This is a genomic window from Ectobacillus funiculus (genome assembly GCF_004138295.1).
GTDB classification, from domain to species: domain Bacteria; phylum Bacillota; class Bacilli; order Bacillales; family Bacillaceae_G; genus Ectobacillus; species Ectobacillus funiculus.
On the sequence record NZ_SCFM01000012.1, the window covers coordinates 124,406 to 146,790 of the forward strand.

18 protein-coding genes are annotated in these 22,385 nt (G+C 42.0%); 3 read left to right on the forward strand and 15 right to left on the reverse strand.

Annotated features, from left to right (window positions below):
• Positions 1-21: 21 nt before the first annotated feature.
• The 8 genes from EP737_RS09660 to zapA form a co-directional block, all read right to left on the reverse strand.
• The gene (locus EP737_RS09660) at positions 22-795 is read right to left on the reverse strand and encodes an enoyl-CoA hydratase (protein WP_129727763.1); all 774 of its coding nucleotides are present in this window, start codon (positions 793-795) and stop codon (positions 22-24) included.
• Positions 796-810: 15 nt separating this feature from the next.
• Positions 811-1,398: a fatty acid metabolism transcriptional regulator FadR gene (locus tag EP737_RS09665; protein WP_129727764.1), complete on the reverse strand. Its 588-nt coding sequence runs from the start codon at positions 1,396-1,398 to the stop codon at positions 811-813.
• Positions 1,399-1,542: 144 nt separating this feature from the next.
• Positions 1,543-3,216, reverse strand: coding sequence for an AMP-binding protein (locus EP737_RS09670; RefSeq protein ID WP_129727765.1), 1,674 nt, complete (start codon positions 3,214-3,216; stop codon positions 1,543-1,545).
• A 350-nt stretch (positions 3,217-3,566) separates the two neighbouring features.
• Positions 3,567-4,307 (reverse strand): CRISPR-associated endoribonuclease Cas6, encoded by a 741-nt coding sequence (gene cas6 / locus EP737_RS09675; RefSeq protein WP_129727766.1) that lies wholly within the window; start codon positions 4,305-4,307, stop codon positions 3,567-3,569.
• 677 nt (positions 4,308-4,984) lie between these two features.
• On the reverse strand, positions 4,985-7,345 hold the full coding sequence (locus tag EP737_RS09680) for an endonuclease MutS2 (RefSeq protein ID WP_129727767.1): 2,361 nt from the start codon (positions 7,343-7,345) through the stop codon (positions 4,985-4,987).
• A 16-nt stretch (positions 7,346-7,361) separates the two neighbouring features.
• The gene (gene polX / locus EP737_RS09685) at positions 7,362-9,080 is read right to left on the reverse strand and encodes a DNA polymerase/3'-5' exonuclease PolX (RefSeq protein ID WP_129727768.1); all 1,719 of its coding nucleotides are present in this window, start codon (positions 9,078-9,080) and stop codon (positions 7,362-7,364) included.
• 72 nt (positions 9,081-9,152) lie between these two features.
• Positions 9,153-9,692, reverse strand: coding sequence for a CvpA family protein (locus EP737_RS09690; protein WP_129727769.1), 540 nt, complete (start codon positions 9,690-9,692; stop codon positions 9,153-9,155).
• A gap of 7 nt (positions 9,693-9,699) precedes the next feature.
• Positions 9,700-9,963, reverse strand: a complete 264-nt coding sequence (gene zapA, locus EP737_RS09695; RefSeq protein ID WP_129727770.1) for a cell division protein ZapA — start codon at positions 9,961-9,963, stop codon at positions 9,700-9,702.
• A gap of 126 nt (positions 9,964-10,089) precedes the next feature.
• On the opposite strand from zapA, the gene rnhC reads away from it, so the two are divergent.
• Complete coding sequence (gene rnhC / locus EP737_RS09700) at positions 10,090-11,022, forward strand: ribonuclease HIII (protein ID WP_129727771.1); 933 nt, start codon at positions 10,090-10,092, stop codon at positions 11,020-11,022.
• 185 nt (positions 11,023-11,207) lie between these two features.
• Here the strand turns inward: rnhC and EP737_RS09705 are convergent, their stop codons facing one another.
• Entirely contained in the window at positions 11,208-12,536 is a 1,329-nt protein-coding gene (locus EP737_RS09705) for a 6-phospho-beta-glucosidase (protein WP_129727772.1), read from the reverse strand.
• A 467-nt stretch (positions 12,537-13,003) separates the two neighbouring features.
• Between EP737_RS09705 and EP737_RS09710 the strand changes: the two genes are divergently transcribed.
• Positions 13,004-13,729 (forward strand): MurR/RpiR family transcriptional regulator, encoded by a 726-nt coding sequence (locus tag EP737_RS09710; RefSeq protein ID WP_129727773.1) that lies wholly within the window; start codon positions 13,004-13,006, stop codon positions 13,727-13,729.
• Positions 13,730-13,881: 152 nt separating this feature from the next.
• Here the strand turns inward: EP737_RS09710 and EP737_RS09715 are convergent, their stop codons facing one another.
• From EP737_RS09715 to EP737_RS09735, 5 genes are all read right to left on the reverse strand, one after another.
• Positions 13,882-14,538 carry a response regulator transcription factor gene (locus EP737_RS09715; RefSeq protein ID WP_129727774.1) on the reverse strand — a complete coding sequence of 219 codons (657 nt, stop codon included), beginning with the start codon at positions 14,536-14,538 and terminating at the stop codon, positions 13,882-13,884.
• Positions 14,513-16,816 carry a sensor histidine kinase gene (locus EP737_RS09720; protein ID WP_129727775.1) on the reverse strand — a complete coding sequence of 768 codons (2,304 nt, stop codon included), beginning with the start codon at positions 16,814-16,816 and terminating at the stop codon, positions 14,513-14,515. Before EP737_RS09720 ends, EP737_RS09715 begins: the two co-directional genes overlap by 26 nt.
• A 16-nt stretch (positions 16,817-16,832) precedes the next feature.
• Positions 16,833-16,988 carry a competence pheromone ComX gene (gene comX, locus EP737_RS09725; RefSeq protein WP_165350740.1) on the reverse strand — a complete coding sequence of 52 codons (156 nt, stop codon included), beginning with the start codon at positions 16,986-16,988 and terminating at the stop codon, positions 16,833-16,835.
• Positions 16,989-17,006: 18 nt separating this feature from the next.
• On the reverse strand, positions 17,007-17,894 hold the full coding sequence (locus EP737_RS09730) for a polyprenyl synthetase family protein (RefSeq protein ID WP_129727777.1): 888 nt from the start codon (positions 17,892-17,894) through the stop codon (positions 17,007-17,009).
• A gap of 86 nt (positions 17,895-17,980) precedes the next feature.
• The gene (locus EP737_RS09735) at positions 17,981-18,478 is read right to left on the reverse strand and encodes a HEAT repeat domain-containing protein (RefSeq protein ID WP_129727778.1); all 498 of its coding nucleotides are present in this window, start codon (positions 18,476-18,478) and stop codon (positions 17,981-17,983) included.
• 454 nt (positions 18,479-18,932) lie between these two features.
• Here EP737_RS09735 and EP737_RS09740 point away from each other — a divergent pair, with 454 nt between their 5' ends.
• Positions 18,933-19,631, forward strand: coding sequence for an SDR family NAD(P)-dependent oxidoreductase (locus tag EP737_RS09740; protein ID WP_129727779.1), 699 nt, complete (start codon positions 18,933-18,935; stop codon positions 19,629-19,631).
• 330 nt (positions 19,632-19,961) lie between these two features.
• On the opposite strand, the gene pheT is transcribed toward EP737_RS09740, so the two are convergent.
• Positions 19,962-22,382, reverse strand: coding sequence for a phenylalanine--tRNA ligase subunit beta (gene pheT / locus EP737_RS09745; protein ID WP_129727780.1), 2,421 nt, complete (start codon positions 22,380-22,382; stop codon positions 19,962-19,964).
• Positions 22,383-22,385: the final 3 nt, after the last annotated feature.

Sequence of the window (22,385 nt, forward strand, 5' to 3'; positions counted from 1 at the left end):
TTTTCGAAAAAATATAGGGAATTATTTACCGCTGAACATAGGCTTACGTTTTTGTATAAATGCTTCGACTCCTTCTCGGCCATCCGGTGAAGTGAAGACGTTACCAAACAACTGGGCTTCGCGCTGCACGCCCTCATAATACTCAGACGTTTTCACTGTCTGAAGGAGCTCCAATACGGCACGAACAGAGGCTGTGCTCTTGCTTGCAGCCTTCTTCGCGAGCTTCATTGCTGCCTCCAGGTATTCCTCTTCTGGGTACGCAGCATTCGCAAGTCCCCACTGCACTGCCTGCGTTCCTGTAATCGGTTCGCCCGTTAGCATCATTTCAAGCGCCTTTGCTTTACCGACATAACGAGGTAAACGCTGTGTTCCCGCAAAGCCTGGAATAATACCAAGGTTTAATTCTGGTAAGCCGAGCTTTGCATTTTCGCTTACGATACGCATATGACACGCCATTGCCATCTCTAAGCCGCCGCCCAGTGCTGCACCATGAATTGCCGCAATAACAGGCTTTTGATACTTCTCCAAACGCTCAAACACAATCTGACCGTTTTGCGCCAATTCCTCTGCATCCTTTGCCTCTTCAACGACTGTGAACTCTTTAATATCAGCGCCAGCAGAGAAAAAACGACCTTCGCCATGAATCACAATCGCTCGTACGCTATCGTTTTGCTCCAGTTCATCAAGCACTTCAGACAATCTGCGAATAATTGCCGCCGCCATCGCATTTGCAGGCGGATTTTGAATTGTAAGGACAGCCACATACTCTTCCACTTTTACAGTAAGGAACCCCATATGTATTACCCCCTTTTATTTTCGGCAGCCGCAAGCGTTTGCTAAAAGTTCATGCACCGTAGGAATCAAGGAAACCAAATCATATTTCCGCTCGCTCATCACCCAGTTGGTCACCACTTCATCCAGCGTTCCGAATATCATTTGCCGTGCAATACGAACATTCAAATCGCTCTGAAACTCTCCTTTTTCAACACCCAGCATCACAATCTCATCAATCACCCGTAGATATCCCTTTAGCACCTCATTAATACGCCAGCGAATTTCCTTATTCGACTGACGAAGCTCAAGCTGCGTCACAACGGCAAGATGATGATTTTCCGCAAGCAAGGATAAATGGCTCTCAACTAACATAAATAACTTCTCTGCAGCACTCTCAATTCCTGCTGTCCGCTCTTTGATTATTTCGACAAACTCTCCCATCTTCTCCTCGAACAAAGACACTAGAATATCTTCTTTATTTTTAAAATAAAGATAAATCGTACCATCTGCAACGCCCGCCTGCTTGGCGATTTTTGAAATCTGCGCCTGATAGTATCCATTCTCTGCAATCACAATTACAGCTGCATCAAGAATTTGAGAATATTTTGGCTTATTTTTCTTCACATTTAACTTCTCCTCTAACAAAAAATGAATGACTATTCATTCATGTTATCATCATACTGATAATCCCTTTTATTGTCAATATGATCCTACCAAAGGAATACATGGAAGCCATCCTCCCAAAAGAAAAGGCTTCCATAATTCCAACTAATCTACCTTATCATTTGTATCCTCCTCTGCTAATACACGCCGCAAAACTTTTCCAACTATTGACTTTGGCAGCTCCTTCCGAAATTCATACACCCTCGGAACCTTATACGCTGTAAGCAGCTTACGAGCAAACTGATCCAGCTCCTCCTCCGTGCATATCACATCGTCCTTTAATACAATAAACGCCTTCACCGTTTCTCCCCGATATGAATCCGGTACCCCTACGACAACAGCTTCCTTTACCTTCTCGTGCTCATACAGCACTTCCTCAACCTCACGCGGGTACACATTAAATCCGCTTGAAATAATCATATCTTTCTTCCGATCCACAATATAGAAAAACCCTTCTTCGTCCATATAACCAAGATCACCCGTATATAACCAGCCTTCCTTCAATACAGCAGCTGTTTCCTGCTCATTCTTCCAATATCCCCTCATCACCTGAGGACCTTTCACAATCAACTCGCCAATTTCTCTAGGAGACAATCTCTCTCCTGTTTCAAGCGAAACAATATGTGCATCCGTATTCGGCCATGGTACCCCAATACTCCCCTTCACCCGCTCTGACCAAAGAAAATTAGCATGCGTAATCGGCGATGATTCGGTTAAACCATAGCCCTCAACCAATTTTCCGCCTGTGAGTGACTCAAACTGCTCCTGCACTTCAATAGGCAGCGCAGCCGATCCGCTAAGACAAGCACGTATAGAAGATACATCAAAATCTGTCAGCCTTGGATGATTCAGCAGGGCAATGTACATCGTCGGTGCACCTGGAAATAACGTTACACGCTGCTCCTTAATCTCCTTTAACATCATATCAATATCAAACTTTGGAATCAGTACCATTTTATATGCCTGCATAATGGAAAGATTCATTACCGCTGTCATGCCATACACATGAAAAAACGGCAGCGCTCCAAGTATAACCTCCTTCCCCTTCTCACAGTTATACAGCCAGTGAATGGCCATTACAGTGTTAGAAACAAGATTCTCGTGCGTAAGCATCACGCCTTTTGGAGCCCCGGTCGTTCCACCCGTATATTGCAACAGTGCTAAATCATTTGCAGGATCACATGGTACATCCGTGTGCTTTGGCGATGTATGCATAACTGTTTTCCACAAACGGACCGTCTCTGTTTCTCGTATATTTACAATCAGCTTCGTCTGCTTCTTTTGAACGAACGGATACAGCACATTCTTCGGAAACGGCAAGTAATCACCAATACTTGTCACAATAATATTCTGTAAATATGTTGAAGGCACAACAGCTGATACCTTCGGATATACAAGATTCAAACATAAAATAAAGGTAGCGCCGGAATTCCGCATCTGGTACTCTAGCTCTCGCTCCGTATATAATGGATTTGTCTGCACAACAATGCCGCCTGCAAGAAGTACACCATAATACCCGATCACTGCCTGCGGACAATTCGGCAGCATAATTGCCACCCTATCTCCCTTCCGAAGCCCATTCACCTGTAAAAACAACGCAAAACGCCTTGCCTTTTCATATATCTCTGAAAACGTCACATCTTTTCCTAAAAAATGAATAGCCTTCTTATTTGGATACTGAGAAGCAGTTTCCTCCAAATACGAATGCAGCGGCCGAAGATCATACTTTATAACAGGAGGAATTTCCTTGGGGTAGTGACGCAGCCATGGTTTCTCCATTTTGAATCTCCCCTTATATGGCTCTTTTATATAAGGTATTCAGCGGCTGCAAAAAACAAAACGGAAATATGCATATCTGTATAAAGAAAACTCGCCGATTGGCGAGCCCTGCTCTTGGGCGAAGACAGAGGCGCAGTTGCACTTATACTGTATTCCTAAAATTTCCGACTACGTCGAATTCACTTCTAGCTAGAAATTTATACTTTTTACAGTGTAAAGAAAACTCGCTGATTGGTGAGCCCTGACCTTGGGCGAAGACAGAGGCGCAGTTGCACTTACACAGTGTTCCTAAAGTGTAAAAAGAAAAATGTCAGCTTAGGAATCCCATATATCCCCAAACTGACATTTGTTTACTCAATAATTTCAAACATTCCAAAGCCTTGCGAATTTCTACCGCCAATTCCGGTATCGTACGCAAAAGTCAGCTGCTCGGGCGATGTATCTACCTCAAATGTCCCAAGCCAGCCAGTGATAATATAACCCTTAAACGTTGTAACAACCTTGGACAATTCCCCCTCTGCAAGGGGGGATACTTTAAACTCATGCTCAGGCACTGTCCCATAGTATGCTTCATACTTATTCACAAAATTTGCCTGTACTAAGTGAGGAAATGCAGGATCCGGCGGCTGAAAATAATGTGTTTTCTTCCGTTCCTCCTGCTCGTATGTACTATACACTGTCACTGGTGACAACATCTTAATTTTATAACATCCTTCTTGCATGCTCGTCTTGCGCACTTCAACCTTGCTAATATACAATGTTTGTCCGTTTAGCTGCACTGTTTCAGACATAAGAAAATGCTCCCTGAGCTGTTGAATCAAATCCTCCAGCACGCTGCTTACATGCCATGTAATAGTGTCAGTAAACTCAATCTGTTTCTGCTTCGTATAGATTCTATGTGGTCCGAACAACCGGCTAAACGTAAATAGCTTAAATGTCCGTTTTCCCTTTTGGAAACCGACCTCATGGAGGAAGCTAGCAAAGCTTGTCTCTGTTAATGAACGGTACAGAAACCCTTGCAGGGCATACTGATAATTAAGAGGCAGCCTTAAAGAATTGTTAACAGGCCGCATCGTTACCGTTAACCTCACGATTCACTCTCCTTTGTGATAAGATTTTTTCTCTCTTCTGATAATTCAAAATTTGGTAAATACTCTCTCTCCTATAAATAAAGGCTTACGCCCACTACATTTTAATTTAACTTAGCTTACAAACTATTATGTATTATATTGTTTTTTGGATTAATGCTAGCTATTAAATTCATTTAGCATCTGAAAACTGTATCTAGCCAATGTACCCTTTCTGACATATCCATTCAACAAATCTATTCTCATTATTGATACGCCAATACATCAGAATGGATTTATATAGTAATTTTTAATTATATCGTATCAAATACATCTAATATTGTAAATGTACGAAATTGACAATTCTTGCATACTTATAGGGTTTGGATGGAAGGGGTTTCAAATTTCTGCTTGCATTGTTTAAAAAGGAGATTTCTTAATATAGGAAAAAGATGTCTGAAGGTATAAAAAATCCCACCTTCTCCCATTCCGAGAGCCAAGCGGGATTTCTATCTCACCTTACGCAAAAAACATCCAATACACAACCCCAACAGCCATAAATCCCCCGCAAAGCACAAGCAAAACCTTCGCCAATTTCTCCATAAACATACGCCGATACCCCTTTTTGCGAAGAATATTACTTAGATTCTACCACAGTTACGAGTTGTCTAGCAGGGATTTTAATACACATGCAGTGAATATTATTTAAATTCTACCACCGTCACACCGAGACCACCTTCTCCTGCATCACCGTAACGGAAGCTTTTCACAGCGCGGTGCTTCTTCAAGTATTCCTGTACGCCCTGCCGGAGCGCACCTGTTCCTTTGCCGTGGATGATCGAGATGCGAGGGTAGTTCGCAAGTAAAGCATCATCTATATATTTCTCTACCCGATGCAGCGCTTCTTCATAACGCTCCCCGCGCAGGTCCAGTTCAAGGCCAACATGATAGTCTTTTCCTTTGACGGTTGCAAGCGTGCGCTTTTCTGTTTGCTTTGGGCTGCTGATGTATTGCATATCCTTTTCTTTTACCTTCATTTTTAAGATACCGATTTGCACAGACCATTCCTTGTCACTGACCTTTTCCAGCAGCTGTCCTTTTTGGCCGAATGTGAGCACCTTTACTTCATCACCAGGTCGAAGTGCTTTCTGCGGTGCTGTTTGCACTTGCTGTTTCTGCTTCTTCGTCACAAGCTGCGGCACAGCCCCCTCTAGGCGGCTTTTTGCTTCAATAAGTTCATGCTCTTTCACATTAGCTAACTGCTCTTTGCGAAGATGGCGAAGCTCGCGAATAATTGTTTCTGCTTCCTTCTTTGCTTCTTCTACTTTCTCTGCCGCTTCGTTTTGCGCCTTTAGCAGCATATTGTCGCGCTGCTCGTTGAACTCAATAATTTGATTCTGCAGTTCCTTATGCAGCTTTTCAGATTGCTTGCGGAAATCCTCTGCCTCTTCCCAGGCGCGTTCCGCATTTTTTTGACTTTCCTCTAGCTTGCTGATCATATTGTCGATTGTGTTCGTTTCCGTGCTCACATGTCCGCGGGCACGCTCAATTACACGTTCGATCAAGCCAAGGCGTTTGGAAATTTCAAATGCGTTGCTTCGTCCTGGTACGCCAATTAATAGCTTATATGTTGGGCTAAGCGTATTAATATCAAATTCCACACTCGCGTTAATAACCTTTTCACGGTTATAGCCGTATGCCTTCAATTCTGGATAGTGCGTTGTTGCCACAACTCGGCAGCCTCGATTATAGACTTCATCTAAGATCGAGATTGCAAGCGCCGCCCCTTCTTGCGGGTCTGTTCCCGCACCTAGTTCATCAAATAATACTAGGCTTTCGAAATCAGCTTCCTCGAGGATATCAACAATGTTAACCATGTGCGAAGAAAAGGTACTTAAGCTTTGCTCAATTGATTGCTCATCGCCGATATCAGCGAATACATTGCGGAAAACGCAAATCTCCGAGCCATCGAGCACCGGAATTTGCAAGCCGGATTGCGCCATGAGTACGCACAAGCCAACCGTTTTAAGTGTAACTGTTTTACCGCCTGTATTTGGACCAGTGATAACAATCGATGTAAAATCGCCGCCCAGTTCAACATCATTTGGTACAACAACCTCTTGTGCAATGAGCGGATGACGCGCCTTTTTCAGCATCATATAGCGCTCATTGTTGATCTCCGGCCTTGATGCCTTCAATTTCTTTGCATAATGTGCCTTTGCAAAAATAAAATCAAGCTCCGCCAAAACTTCCACATTTTCAAGAATAAGCTCGGCATCGTTCGCAACCTCAACGGTTAACATCTGTAAAATGCGTTCGATCTCCTGCTTTTCTTTTCCGCGTGCTTCCTGCAGTGTGTTGTTTAAGTCCACTACAACCTGAGGCTCAATAAACAAGGTTTGCCCTGAAGCAGATTGATCATGTACAATCCCGCCGTAATGTCCGCGGTACTCCTGCTTAACCGGGATAACATATCGGTCATTACGGATTGTAATAATCGCGTCCGAGAGCATTTTGGATGCATTGGAGGAGCGCACCATCCCTTCCAGCTTTTCGCGGATACGACTTTCGGCAGAGCGGATTTGCTGGCGAATTGTGCGCAGCTTGTCACTTGCGCTATCAAGTACCTCGCCGCCTTCACCGATACAGTTATTAATCGTACGCTCTAGGTTTTGCAAAGACAAAATGCGCTCCACGTAGGTTAAAAGAATTGGCAGCTCCGGCCCGTTCTCTGCCAAATCCTCAATAAAGTTTTTCATTTGCCGGCTCGCACGCATCGTACTTGAAATATCAAGCAGCTCATGCGGCCCCAGTACGCTGCCGATTTTTGCGCGCTTTATGTTCGCCCGAATATCAAATACGCCCCCAAGCGGCGCATTTCCGCGCAGGCGTACGACAGTTGCGGCTTCATCTGTTGTTTCCTGCAGCCGGACAACTTCATCGTAATCCGTGCTTGGCTGCAAGGCTCTGACCTTATCCCGTCCAAGTGAGGACGCAACATGCTCCATGAGCTGTTCTTTTACTTTATCGTACTCTAATACACGTAATGTTCGTTCTAACACAGCTTTAAAGCCCTCCCTATTTATTGCGGCGAATATATGCTAGCAATTTGTCTGTCTCCCAAGCGTTCAGGACCGTATCCTTTTGAATCCAGCCTTTTCTTGCCGCCGCTACCCCAATTTCTATATGCTCCAGCATATCCAATGTATGCGCATCCGTGTTAATTGCAATTTTCACACCCGCATCCTGTGCTTTTTTAAGCAGTTCAGCGCTTAAATCCAATCGATTCGGATTGGCATTAAGCTCAAGTACCGTTCCGGTTTCCTTTGCCAGCTCAATAAGCAGATCCGTATCCACATCATATCCTTCCCGTCTGCCGATTAAACGACCGGTCGGATGGGCAATCATTGTAACATGATTGTTCTCAATGGCAGCACGAAGACGCTTCATAATCGTCTCCCGATCCTGCGAAAAGCTAGAATGAATAGCACCAATTACAAAGTCCAGCTGTGCCAACACTTCATCATCAAAATCTAACGCAGCATCGGGCAAGATATCCATCTCTATGCCGCGCAGAATCGTAATGTCTCTATATTTTGCCCGCAGCTTCTCAATTTCTTCCCCCTGCTGAAGCAAGCGTTCCTTCGTGAGGCCATTTGCGACCTTCAAATATTGCGAATGATCTGTAATGGCCATATATTGATATCCTCTTGCAATACAAGCTTGTACCATTTCTTCTATTGAAAAAGCACCATCGCTCCACGTTGTATGCATATGCAGATCGCCTTTTATATCCTCTAGCTGGATAAAGTTTGGATATTGCTCGATCCAGTCGATTTCCCGTCCATCCTCGCGTACCTCAGGCGGGATATAGGGCAATCCAAAATGAGCAAAAAAATCCTCCTCACTCTCGAATGTTACAATCTCGCCTGTTTCAAGATTCTCTACACCATATTCACTAATTTTTTTATTTTGTGCTTTGGCAATCTGTCTCATTTTTACGTTATGATCCTTCGATCCCGTAAAATGATGCAATGTTGTAATAAATTCCACCGGCTGAACAAGACGAAAATCAACTGAAATCTCATATTCATATTGAAGGCGAAGTGAAACCTTTGTATCGCCGCTTGCAATCACTTCTTCAATACGAGGAAATTGCAGCAGCGCATCCCGCACCGCAGAAGGATTGTTCGTAGCAATAATAAAATCTAAATCCTTTACTGTTTCTCGTACGCGCCGCAAACTCCCCGCACGTGAAAATCGCTCCACTTCTAAGATCTCCGACAATCTTCGTTCAATTTCCGAGGCAATAGGAAGAACATCAGCAATCGGCAGCCGTTCCGGACGAGTTCCAAACTGGGCAATTGCTTCTAATATTTTCTCTTCCGTTTTCTTTCCAAAACCAGCAAGGGCCTGAACACGCTGCTCTTCGCACGCTTGTTGTAAAGAAGCAATGTCTGTTACACCAAGCTCCTTGTATAGCTTAGCCAGCTTTTTGCCGCCAAGACCCGGCAGCTTTAATAAAGGAATGAGCGTACTCGGAACCTCCTTTTCCAGCTCCTCTAAAACGGATGATTCTCCTGCTTCTATGTACTCGATAATGACAGCGGCCGTTCCTTTACCAATACCGCCAATTTTTGTGAAATCTTCAATTTCAGATAAACTGCGGTCATCTGTCTCCAAAGCAGCCGCCGCTTTACGAAATGCGGAAATTTTAAACGGATTTTCCCCTTTTAGCTCCATATATAACGCAATTGTTTCAAGCAGCTTAATAACCTGTTTTTTATTTACACTCACCATTACCCCGCCTTTCCTGCCATCATTCTCCTCTAATCATAGAAAAAAACTTCTCCTTATGCAAAAGAGAAGTTATACACTATCTTCTTGAACCCATAATTCCTTCATCTTGTCCGACAAAACTGGTGTATCGTCTATAATTGTCTGGCAAAGCACAGAAGCATTCAAAGAGGATTGAAGCGGCTGAATCGGTACAAGCGTTCCGATTAAAATTACAATAAACAGCACGATATACACCTCAACAAACCCGAGCACACCGCCGCCAAGCGAGTTTAACTGCTTTAGTATTGGAATTTGCGCAATCATATTAAGGAGTTGTCCCAAGAGAGAAAACGCAAATTTTGTAACAAAAAACAGCAGGATGAAGGCAATCACACTGTAAAACATGCTTTCCACATCCGTGCTTTTTAACCAATCTGGCACATCGGCATGCTCCTGAAGCGGATACGGAATAGCAGTATGTAGCACCGCCGCCAAACGTTTGTAATACAAATATGCCACAATATATGCCAAAACGTAGCCTACTAGACGTATAACCTGAAGAATGAGCCCCCGTTTCAAGCCGATAAAAAATCCTATAAGCAGCAGGATAATAATAACAATATCGATCATGATTCACTCATTCCTTTTGATTCAATTTTTCTTGCAGCCTTTCGTGTTCGTCTTTCAGTTTTATATAATCGTGCACAACGTTCACCGCAGTTAGCACTGCTAGCCTGTTTATATCAAGGGAAGGATTCTTAGCATGTATCTCACGCATCTTATCATCCACAATTGCGGCGACCATGCGAATATGACTTGTACTTTCGTCGCCAACAACAGAATATTGCTGGCCGTAGATATCCACTGTAATTCGCGTTCTATTGTCTTTTTGCTGTGACAACTTACTGTCCTCCAATCAACTTTCAGAATCCTAAACTTTATCATACCATGAAGTAGACTTAGATGGAAACACTATCACATATGAGGTATGATAAAATTGTAAGTAAACGGAAAAGGAGAGAACAATTTGTCTAATCAAGTTATTCAAGTGAGCGCTGCAACAATCGAGCAAATGAAACAGCATTACGCAAGCATGCTAATTCCAAAGGTACCCCAAGGCGGCATCTTTTCCGCTAAAGCTCCTTCATGTAACATTACAGCCTATAAGTCTGGAAAGGTACTGTTCCAAGGAGCACGGGCCGAAGCAGAAGCAGCTCGTTGGCAAGAAAGCGCTAAATCTTCTGCATCATTGAAAACAAGTACGAATAAGCAAACGCCATACTCTCCTCCTTCCTCCATCAGCACCATGTCTATTATCGGCTCAGACGAGGTCGGCACCGGGGACTATTTCGGACCGGTTACAGTCGTAGCTGCTTACGTCTCTAAAGAACAAATTCCTCTTCTCAAGGAATTAGGCGTAAGGGACTCGAAGGATTTAACAGATGACCAAATCACAAAAATTGCAAAGGATTTGCTCTCGATCCTCACATACAGCTCGCTCGTCTTACATAATGAAAAATATAACGAGCTACAGCAGCGTGGAATGAACCAAGGTGAAATCAAAGCATGGCTTCATAACCAGGCAATCGGTAAAGTATTAGAAAAACTGAAGCCAACGAAACCGGAAGGCATCCTAATAGATCAGTTTGTCCAGCCTGCTACATATTATAAGTATTTAGCTAAACAAAAAACGGTTCACCGTGAAAATGTGTATTTTTCCACAAAGGGCGAGAGCGTGCATCTTGCAGTTGCGGCAGCTTCCATGCTCGCACGCTATAGCTTCGTAAAGCAATTTAATGAGCTTAGTAAAAAAGCGGGCTTTACCTTGCCAAAAGGGGCGGGAGCACAGGTGGATGCGGCGGCGGCAAAATTGATACGCACACATGGAAAAGAAAAATTGAAGGAATTTGCGAAGCTGCATTTTGCGAATACGGAAAAGGCATTAGGATTACTGAAGTAGGATAAAGAAAACTCGCCGATTGGCGAGCCCTGCTCTTGGGAGAAGACAGGGGCGTAGCCCTACTTATACTGTATCCCTAAAATTTCTCGCTACGTCGAGCTTGCTTCCAACTAGAAATTTATACTTTCTTAAAGTGCAACAAAAAAATTGTTCTAGTGCCATAAACACTAGAACAATTCATTATTTTATACTTCCACTTTTTCGAAAAAATTAGGTAAATGCTCCTTATGCGCTTCTAGCATCTCATCCAAGATCGCTTTACCAACTTTATCAGAAGGAACAAGCGGATTAATTGTCATTGCAAGTAAAGCTGTATCATAGTTGCCTGTTACAGCGGCCTCAGCGCCCACACGTTCAAATGATTTGATTTGCTGTACTAATCCTCGAACGGCAACTGGAAGATCTCCGTTGATGATTGGTTTTGGACCTTCTTTTGTAATCACACAGCTTACTTCAACAGCAGAGTCATACGGAATACTTGCAATAGCCCCATTGTTAATTGTGTTAACCGGCTGAATATCACGTTTATCATTATAGATAGACGAAATAAGACGAACCGCTGCATCACTATAATACGCTCCTCCACGTTGCTCTAATTGAGGCGGTTTAATTGCTAAATTAGGATCCTTGTATAGCTCGAATAGTTCCTCTTCCAGTTTCTGAACTACTTCAGCTCTCGTTGTGCCCTCTTTAAAGTTTTTCAGTTCTTTTTGCAGCATTTCATCTTTCTTATAATAGTATAGGTGATATGGACAAGTTAAGACGTTTAATGCTCGAATAAATTCTGGCTCCCAGCCTTGTCCTTCTATATTTTTAACAAAGCTGCTATTCTCCGGATTTGATAACAGATCAATTACCTTATCTTTTACACTAACTCCGTCTACATACACATCTAATCCATATACCATATGATTCAGACCGGCAAAATCAATACGAATGCGGGAGTGGTCAACATCCAATAGCTTCGCAACCCCCATCTCAATGCCGATCGGAACATTACATAAGCCAACGATTTTCTTATGGTCAGTGTAACGAAGAACAGCTTCTGTCACCATGCCAGCAGGATTTGTAAAATTGATTAACCAAGCATCTGGACATAATTCTTTAATGTCTTTTACAATATCTAAAATAATTGGAATGGTACGCAAACCCTTAAACAATCCGCCTGGTCCATTTGTTTCTTGTCCTAACACCCCGTGGCTTAAAGGAATTCTTTCATCTTTAGCACGAGCATCCAGTAACCCTACCCGAAATTGAGTCGTAACAAAATCAGCATCCTTTAAAGCTGCTCTTCGATCAAGTGTTAGATGAACCTTGGTGGGAAGACCTGCTTTTTCAATCATTCTTTTTGCAAGGTTTCCAACAATCTCTAATTTTTCTTTTCCTGCTTCAATGTCTACTAACCATAGCTCTCTAACCGGTAATTCATGATAGCGTTTTATGAATCCTTCTACTAATTCAGGCGTATAACTAGATCCCCCGCCAATCGTTACAATTTTAATACCTTGTGTCATACTCTATACACCCCCGGGTAATTTAATGAATAAATAGCCATTACGATTTGAAGAATCCTACCGAAAAAATGGTAATGGAAAGTATCTTTTTAACTTTCTCTTATTTAATAAAAGAAAATTAAATTACCTATGACTGAATTGTATCTGTATTGCGTAAGACAGTAAATAAGCTAGGAACATCTAGTTTTTAATAACACAAGAAGTCACTTGTTACACAGATGTAACAGCCTGTAACTTACGAAGAAGATGTGTTAAGATTGGGCTATAAGAGGAGATATAACAATTCACAACGGAGTTAAAGAAAACTCGCCGATTGGCGAGCCCTGCCCTTGGGCGAAGACAGAGGCGTAGCTGCACTTATACTGTATTCCTAAAATTTCCGACTACGTGGAATTTGCTTCCAACTGGAAATTTATACTTTCCTACAGTGAAAAATATACTTTTTATAGAAGGAGAACTCTGCACAAATGTTTACACACGATATCATTGCTTCATTTAATGAGTTAGAAACTTCTTTATACAATTATATTTGCCAAAATAGTGAGAAAGTTGCTTATATGCGAATCCGTGAATTGGCAGATGAAACCCACGTATCAACAGCTACTATTTTACGCTTTTGCAGAAAATTAAATTGTGAGGGTTTTTCAGAATTTAAAGTAATGCTTAAAATGCATTTAGGGGAAAATAAAAAGACTATTTTAAAAAGTTCCGAGCATTCCGTAGCCGAATTTTTTGAGAGGACGTTAAAAGGCGATATCGAGGAAAAAATTAGGCAGGCTGCAAGTCTAGTTAACCAAGCAGAAAGTGTAATTTTTATTGGAATCGGGAGCTCAGGCATTCTTGCCGAATATGGGGCAAGATACTTCTCAAGCTTAGGTACATTTTCAATGTATATTAAAGATCCCCTCTTTCCGATTCACTCCCAGCTTCGTCATAATAGCGTAACAATTGCTTTATCCGTCTCGGGAGAAAATAATTTTACAGTCACTCATCTTCATCAGCTTAAACAAGAAGGAAGCAAAATTATTAGTATTACAAACAATAAACACTCGACCATTGCAAAAATCTCTGATATAAACATTCCATATTATGTGACTGAAGAGTGGTTTGAAAATGCTAATATTACTACACAAGTACCCGTTTTGTATATTCTAGAATCAATGGCTCGTGAAATATATAAACGTAAGAAATAGGAGAATGGAAAAAAGGTTATTGCTTTCTAATGGCGTTAACCTGTTTTCTTTATTTCCCATTACTGCCATTCATTTCTCCTTGTGTACAAAAACTCATCAATTTCTGTACACAAGGAGAAGAAGATCTATTTATCAAAATAGTTGATTCCTCGTTATAATGTTTGGAAGGAAACTAACCCATACTGCTTTGCCTTCATCAACGCTTCCGTTCTAGAACGGGCCCCGAGCTGTCCAAACAGCTTTGTTAACGCATATTCTACTGCCCGTTGGCTCATGTATAAAGCTTCGGAAATTTCGCGGTTTGTCAATCCTTCTGCAATCAGCTTTAAAAGATTCTGTTCCTTCTCAGTTAGCTGAATCGATTCTTTCTCTCCTGCTCCCTTCATATGAGAGCCTTCTACTTTTTTTGTTAGCTGCCGCAATATGCTGACCGGAAGTATCGACAATCCTCTTGCAGCCGCTGTAATACTCATCATAATATCTTCAGTGGAAGACGCCTTGCTGATAAAACCATATACTCCCGCTTCGATTAAAAGATTCATATGAGATGCCAAATCAAAGCCTGTCCAAACGACAATTTTGCTCTCTGGCTTTTCATGCAAAATGCTTTGCGCAAGCTCCATTCCATTTAGTTCCGGCATATGTAAATCAAGTAAAATTACATCGAAATCTGCTGCTTTCACCAGCTTCATCGTCTCTAAGGCAGAAGAAAGCACCGTTACTATCATGTCCGCTTTATGCTCTAGCACCGCTTTCATCCCCTGGCTTACCGCAACGTGGTCATCAACAATCAAAACTCGGATTGCCATAATTGTTTTCCTCCGTGTTCTCTTTTTTTGGCAACGGAAGTTCTATTCGAATGAGCATTCCCTCATTTGGCGCAGATGAAATAGAAAGCTCCCCGTTCATTGCTTGGGTTCGCTCCTTTATTCCCACCAAGCCAAAATGCTGCTTTGGTTTGGTATTTGCAAGACAACTCATCTCCATGCCCACGCCATCATCCTCATAAACAAGCAATAATCGGTTTTCCTTCTTGTACAGGGAAATAAAGATGCAATTTGCCTCAGCATGCTTTCTTGCATTGTGAAGCAATTCCTGCATAATTCGATATAAATGTACGGTGTACCATTCACCAAGTCGTTCGGCTGTATCTAGATTGGAAGCAAACTCAATCAAAACTTGCTCTTTCATCCTATGATTTTCTATTAATGTCTGCAGTCCATCAACAATCCCCATTTGCAACAAAAATGGCGGCCGTAGCCGATAGCATTCCTCACGAATATACTGAATTTGTTGAATTAGCTGGTCTCTTGCAGCATCTATAGCCATTCCTTGCCCAAGCTCCTGATAGATGAGGATCAGCTCCTGCAGCAGCGTATCATGAATATCTCGCGACAGACTTTCCTTCTCTTGTTCAGAAACCATAAATAACAGCTTTGACAACAGCAGGGAGGAAGCCCCCTGTTCATCACGTGTACGTTCAAACTCCCGTAATATCTCCTGCACATGAACAAAGCTTTGTAATAAAACATTCGTATGCAGTGCAATAGTATGTAGCCAGACAAGGTCATCGTGATTAAAACGAACCCGATCTTTTTTATAGCTGATGAACATACAAGTATATATCTCTGGAGTTTCACCTACCAATAGAAAATACCCGCTTTTTCCACGCATCACCGTCCCTATGACCATTTCTTCACGAATTAGGGTTTCCCGCAAAGAAACTAAATCGATTTCACAATCGTCCTCTGATAGACAAAAACGTTGCCCAGTCTTTAAAAATTCCAGCTTAAAAACCCGCTTCACAAACAATACCTTTTTCATCTCGTTTATTAAGTTATCTATTATGCTATTCGCGCTTGTACTGCTCATCCCGGCTTTAGAAAATCGTAATAAGCTAGCTTCATATCTTGCTTTATTAAACACTAGCCTGCTTTCAATCCCTACATCAGCCTCCTCCTTTATAAATAAAAGAGACGCCATAATCGCCCAGCATAAAAGATAGATTCTCAAGTAAGACAGCCATTCAAAAGAGGCTGGATGCAGAACATAAAACCCTAATATAAGTGCTAAAGCGGGAAAACATGAGAGAAGCGCATAATAGAACATTCTTTTTAGCATATAATCTATATCATGCAGTTCCTTGTTCATGACAATATATAAGGCTGCAAACGGCAAAAACGCTAAAAAGCAGGCTGTATATTCAGCAGAAACAATTACAATTCCTGTCAAAACTTTAGGAAGTGCATAAAATAAACAAAATGGAAGAAACGCAAAAAGGATTGTATAAAAAACCAGTTTTAACTTAGCAGGATTGAGCACATGTTTATAGCCTCGGCAATTCTTGTAAATAAGAGCGGCCACGGCTGCACTCATAAGTAAAAATAGGAATAGGTATATTTCCTCTGAAATATGAAAGGAACAAACAAGGATATAGCTAATGGTTGAAAGCAACACAGCACATATATATAAGGTATAGAGAACTATTCTAGAAAATAGCGTAATAGAATGCTCACGGTATATCTGATACATAAAATGACTCACTACAACAGGGCACATTATTAGAGATAGACCCATTACATACACACCGATTCGATCAAACCGAGCGGAAACCTCGCTGCTGACATAACACATGCTTACAATTAAAAGAAAGACAGAAAGAAGGAGAACACTTTCTGTCTCTTTAAATCTTCGATAGACATACAAAACAATAGCTAAAGTAAGCACGAACAATACAAGCGGAAAAAAGGTATAAAACAAGTATGAAATAGGGGCTCGTTCATAATTGATAAAAAAGGAGCTGTATATTCCTTTTCTTTCTATAAGTAAAGCACGTATTTTCTCTACCCTGCCATGTGTGCGTATCGTATCTACACGATCGTCCGAAATCACAATATGATCCCCTGCTCGAATGCCGTGTATGTAAGCCCAGCCGTTCGGATACACATCTGTCACGGTATAATGGTGTTCCTTTATTTGCTGCGCCTTCATTCCCATTAAAGGATAGGTGCTAATAACATACGTAAAATAAGTGGCAATACATGCAATCAAAGCGATGAAGATCATATACAACGTTGGCTTCTTCATAGATTCTAAAAAAGGATTAAGCCCAATAATATAGTTTCTCTTGGTTTCCTTCAAAGGATTTCAAAATAGCTCTTTGTTCTTCTACCGATACACCTAGCAAGTTAGACTGACCATTTTTCACACTTTCCAAAGCTTCTAGATTTTCCGTTAAATATAAAACCATTTCTTGCATAATTTGCACACTCCCCATTTATAATTTTTGCAAAAAGATCTCTTTTAAAGCCTGTTTGCTTTTCCTATTAACCTGCAAACTATCAATTGCAGCGATAGCTTGATTCTGATGGAGCTCTCTTACAGCGTTGGCATATACAAGTGCTCCCGAGGATTTCACAATATGTACAAGTTCCTCTTCCCTCTCTGCCAATTCCTCAAAGGAAATAGTCCCTGCAAAATAATCACGAACAAGCTGGCCTTTTTCTACCTTTGGATGCAGTAAATATAAAATAGGCAATGTTCGTTTTTTCTTTCTCCAATCACTTTTCCCTGTTATATTAACGGCATCTCTCATATCATTGGCGATTTGTGCCGCTACTCCCATATCGCTCGCATATGAAGCAATGCAAGCGGGCACATTATCCGTTGCAAGCAAGCTGCCAAGTAAGCTGGCTAACGTAAGCAGGGAACCGGACTTCTTACGGCACATGATGATATATTGTTCTTCATTGCTAATTGCATTTTCGATATCTAAGTATTGTCCTTCTATAGAGATGTTAAGGCATTGATGCATGCAGCGTGCAGCTGCATTCTGATTTTGGAAGGATGAGGCTATAATGTGATTCATAGAGGAATTCAAGAATAATAAAGCGATATTCAAGGCTTGTGCCTTCTCGATTTTCATCCAAGGAGCTGCTTCGGCAAGATCTTCATCCTGCCAATCATCTATAATATCAAGCGATAAAATAAGCTGTTCTACCGCATCAGCAATTTGCTGGATATCGGGAGATGTTCCTCCAAAGACCTTGTAATGCTGCAAGGTTATTAACCGAAATGGCGAGCCTTGCTTCTTCTTATAAGCAAAACAATCTGCATACAGCTGCTGGAGCTGCTTTTCTTGAATAAGATGCTCTGTAGTAATCATGTTTTTCTACATTCCCCCTTTCTAAAACATTATCCAAAACAAAATTACCATTTATAAGGGTTTTTTATAAATTTTTGATAAATTTTTTATAAATTTATCACTAAAGCAGTTATTTTTCCTAGTGCTTCTTGAGCTGCCATTATTTCTATTGTACTGTTTGAATGAGCACCTACGCTCTCCAGCAACTCCAGCGCATCGTAGGTCAGGCAAGAAGGATTAATCAATGAAATGGACCAAGCTGCCCAAAAACGACCGCTTTTATTTTCTGAAGCCAGCTCTTTCATTAGGTATGGTACACTCTTCCCTCCAATCCTTACTAATGCTAAAGCACTTGCCATTCTTGTTTGCTCCTTTGTATGAAGCAGTAATGGAGTAATTACAGGTATGGCATCTGAAAATTCCTCACCTAGCTGCTCCATCATCCTTACCGCCAGCATTTTTATAGCATCATGCTCGTCTTGCAAGGCATCTACGATAAATTGAATGACTTGTTCCTTTTGCAAGCTTTGAATCACCTTCCATGTCTCCGGAATGCTGGAACTTTCGAATTGTAGCATTTGAAGATCCACCGGAGCCTTGCTCATTCACAGATTCACCTCACTTCGTTTAGTTTGTTCATTGCATACTTGGGCAGGAATTAAAAGCTCTCCAAGGAAATCATGAGCAGCGGAAGAACTTTCACTTGGATTACCTTTATATTAACAGAACTACGCTTGCGGGTTTCCGCAAACCTCTCTTCGGAAAACCGCAATTTTTTTGTAGGTTTCCGAAATCAGACTGCCATAAAAGGCGGGCCTTAGGAGAGGGCAGAGGCGTAGCCCTACTTATGCTGTATCCCTAAAATTTCTCACTACGTCGAACTGTCTTCCAGTTAGAAATTTATCCTTTTTTACATTGGAACAAAGCATGTATTGTATGGTATCCTTCCTCCTAAATAATCATAATATTTTGAATACAACCGCTTTTCAGATGGTATATAATAGCAGTAATCATCATAGGAAGGTCATGTATGCTTTTTTTAATGAAAGGAGACGATGTATGGAACATGTAAAGGGAAAGGTCGTCATCATTTCTGGAGCTGGGAGCGGTTTAGGGAAGGAAACAGCACTCGCCTTCGCAAAAGCTGGGGCGAATCTTGTGATTTGCGGTCGTAATTATGCTAAGCTCGAACAGGTGGAGGACTTAATTACAAGTCAGTATAATGTTACAGTGCTGCCAATCCGCGCAGATGTATCATCTGAGTCTGATGTAAAAATGCTTGTGCAGGCTGCATTGGCTAAGTTTCAAAAAATTAATGTGTTAATTAATAACGCAGCCGTTTTCCAGCAATATCCTCTTATTGATAGTCCGCTAGATTCATGGGAGTACCAAATCCATAATAATGCTACGAGTGTGTTTTTAATGATGCGGGAATGCATTCCGATTATGCGAAATCAAAAATCCGGTCATATTATTAATATTACGTCCGGGTTGGTCCGCGAAGGTGCAGCGGGCTTTGGCGCATATGCTGCGAGTAAAGCGGCAATTGAAGCATTAACGTATTCTGTTCAGGATGAAGAGCATAAAAATGGGATTCATGTGCATGTCTTTAACCCAGGTGTAATGAAAACAAATTTAGCTAATATAGGTGATGATCCTGCCAATGTTGCACCGTACGTTGTTGCATTAGCGGAGGTCCATTCTACTGGTGAAAGGCGCGTTATTCAATTAGAAGATTTTCAACTAGCAAGAGATTAATGCATTTTCTTATAAAGAAAACTCGCCGACTGGCGAGCCCTGCTCTTGGGTGAAGACAGAGGCGGAGTTGCCCTTACACTGTATTCCTAAAATTCCCCACTACGTCGAATGAACTTCCAGCTGGGAATTTATACTTTCCTACAGTGTAAAGAAAACTCGCCGACTGGCGAGCCCTGTCCTTGGGCGAAGACAGAGGCGGAGTTGCACTTATACTTTCTTCCTAAAATTGCTCGCTACGTCGAATTCACTTCTAACTGGAAATTTATCTTTTCTTAAAGTATAAAACACAAGGACAATGCCTCTGCATTGTCCCTGCTCATTTATTACATATTACTTCCGAAGCTCCGCCCCGAATGTTTCCTCCACAGCCTGCAACACACGGCTATGTGCTTCTGTTACTTCTTCGTCCGTTAGCGTACGCTCTGGATTGTAGTAACGAAGTGAGAATGCTAACGATTTTTTGCCTGCTTCCATTTTTTCACCTTGATATAGGTCAAATAAAGCAACTTCTTTTAACAATTCGCCGCCAGCTTCCACAATCGTGCGATGTACATCCCCAGCAAGAACGTCTGCTTTAACAACAAGCGCCATGTCACGTGTCATAGATGGGAAACGAGGAATGCTTTCATAGCTCACCTCGGCAACATCCGCACCAAACAATGCGGCAAGAGACAATTCAAAAACATATGTTTCCTTCACGTCTAATTGCTTTTGCATTTCTGGATGCACTTGACCGATATAGCCAATTTCCTCGCCATCTAACAAGATGCTTGCTGTACGTCCTGGGTGCAGATCAGCACGTTTAGCCGCAGCATATGAAATCTTTTCTGTTACACCAAGCACATCAAATAAGCCTTCGAGCACACCTTTCACAACATAAAAATCAACTGCTTTTTTCTCGCCCTGCCACGGGTGATTCAGCACAAGTCCAGTCATGACACCGGCAAGATGCTGCTCTTCTTTTGGCTGCTCGTCTTGTCCCGCCGGCAAGAAAACAGAGCCGATTTCATACAGTGCCACGTTTTCAATTTTACGTGCATTGTTATAAGAAGCTGCCTCTAACAAATGCGGCACCAAACTTAAACGAAGCTGGCTGCGCTCTTCGCTCATCGGAAGCGCAAGACGAATCGGCTCAAGAGCTGTTTCCTTTAATGCATATTGCTTCGCCTTTTCCGCGCTTGTTAAGGAATACGTAATTGCTTCGTATAATCCTGCTCCCTCTAAATAACGGCGTGTTTTACGACGCTTTGCCTGCTTTTCGGATAGCTTGCCGCGTGTTGTTTCCGCCACTGGAAGCGTAGCTGGAATATGGTCATAACCATATAAACGGCCTACTTCTTCTACTAGGTCCTCTTCGATTGTAATATCAGGTCTTCTTGTTGGCACTTCTACTTGGAATGTTCCGTTCTCTTGTGAAAATGGGAATTTTAAGTTTGTGAAAATCGCTGCTACCTCTTCAGCTGTAATGGCAGTTCCTAGCACACTGTTAATTTTCTCAACAGAGACAGAAACCGTATTTTGCTCGAGCTTCAGGTTATTCACCTCGACAGCACCTTCTAACACTTCGCCGCCTGCGTATTGTGCCATTAACGCTGCCGCACGCTGCGCTGCTTCGAATGTACGCTGCGGGTCAATGCCCTTTTCATAGCGTGCGCTTGCTTCACTGCGAAGACCTAAGTCTTTGGACGCTTTACGAATTGCAGAGCCTGTGAAGTAAGCAGATTCAATTAACACGTTAACTGTGTTTTCATCTACCTCTGAATTTGCACCGCCCATTACACCAGCAATCGCAACACCTTTTGATCCGTTTGTGATTAACAAATGATCATTTTTCAATGTACGCTCTGTGCCATCAAGTGTTTCCACCTTCTCGCCTTCCTCTGCAAGACGAACAACGATTTCCTTGGAGCCAAGCTTATCATAATCGAATGCATGAAGCGGCTGACCGTATTCCATCAGAATATAGTTCGTAATATCTACTACATTGTTAAGAGGACGAACACCAGCTGCCATGAGGCGTGTTTGCATCCAAATAGGAGATGGGCCAATTTTTACGTTTTTCACCACTTTTGCAATATACAGCGGGTTTTGCTCCGGTGCATCTACACGAATGGAAATATAGTCAGATGCTTTTTCATTTGTTTCTTGCAGTTCAATACTTGGCATTTTCACTTCCTTGCCAAGAATCGCTGCTACCTCATATGCTACACCAAGCATGTTCAAGCAGTCAGCACGGTTTGGCGTTAAGCCAAGCTCTAGCACTTGGTCATCCAAGTTCAGTTGCTCAATCGCATCCGCTCCAACCTCTGCGTCCGCAGGAAATACGAAAATACCCTCTGAATATTCCTTCGGGACAAGCTTTCCTTCAATGCCAAGCTCTTGCAGGGAACAAATCATCCCGTGTGATGCTTCACCGCGAAGCTTCGCCTTTTTGATTTTAAGACCGCCCGGTAAACGCGCACCAACCTTTGCGACTGCTACCTTTTGTCCTTGTGCTACATTTTTCGCGCCGCAAATAATTTGCACTGGCTCGTCTTCCCCAACATCTACAAGGCATTTGCTTAATTTATCTGCTTCCGGATGCTTTTCGCGCTCCATCACATAGCCGACAACGACATTTGTTGCCCCTTGATTTAAAAGCTCTACGCCTTCTACTTCAATGCCGGCCTTTGTAATTTTATCAGCTAATTGCTCAGCCGTTAGACCATCAATATCTACATATTGCTGTAACCATTTATAAGATACGAACATGTT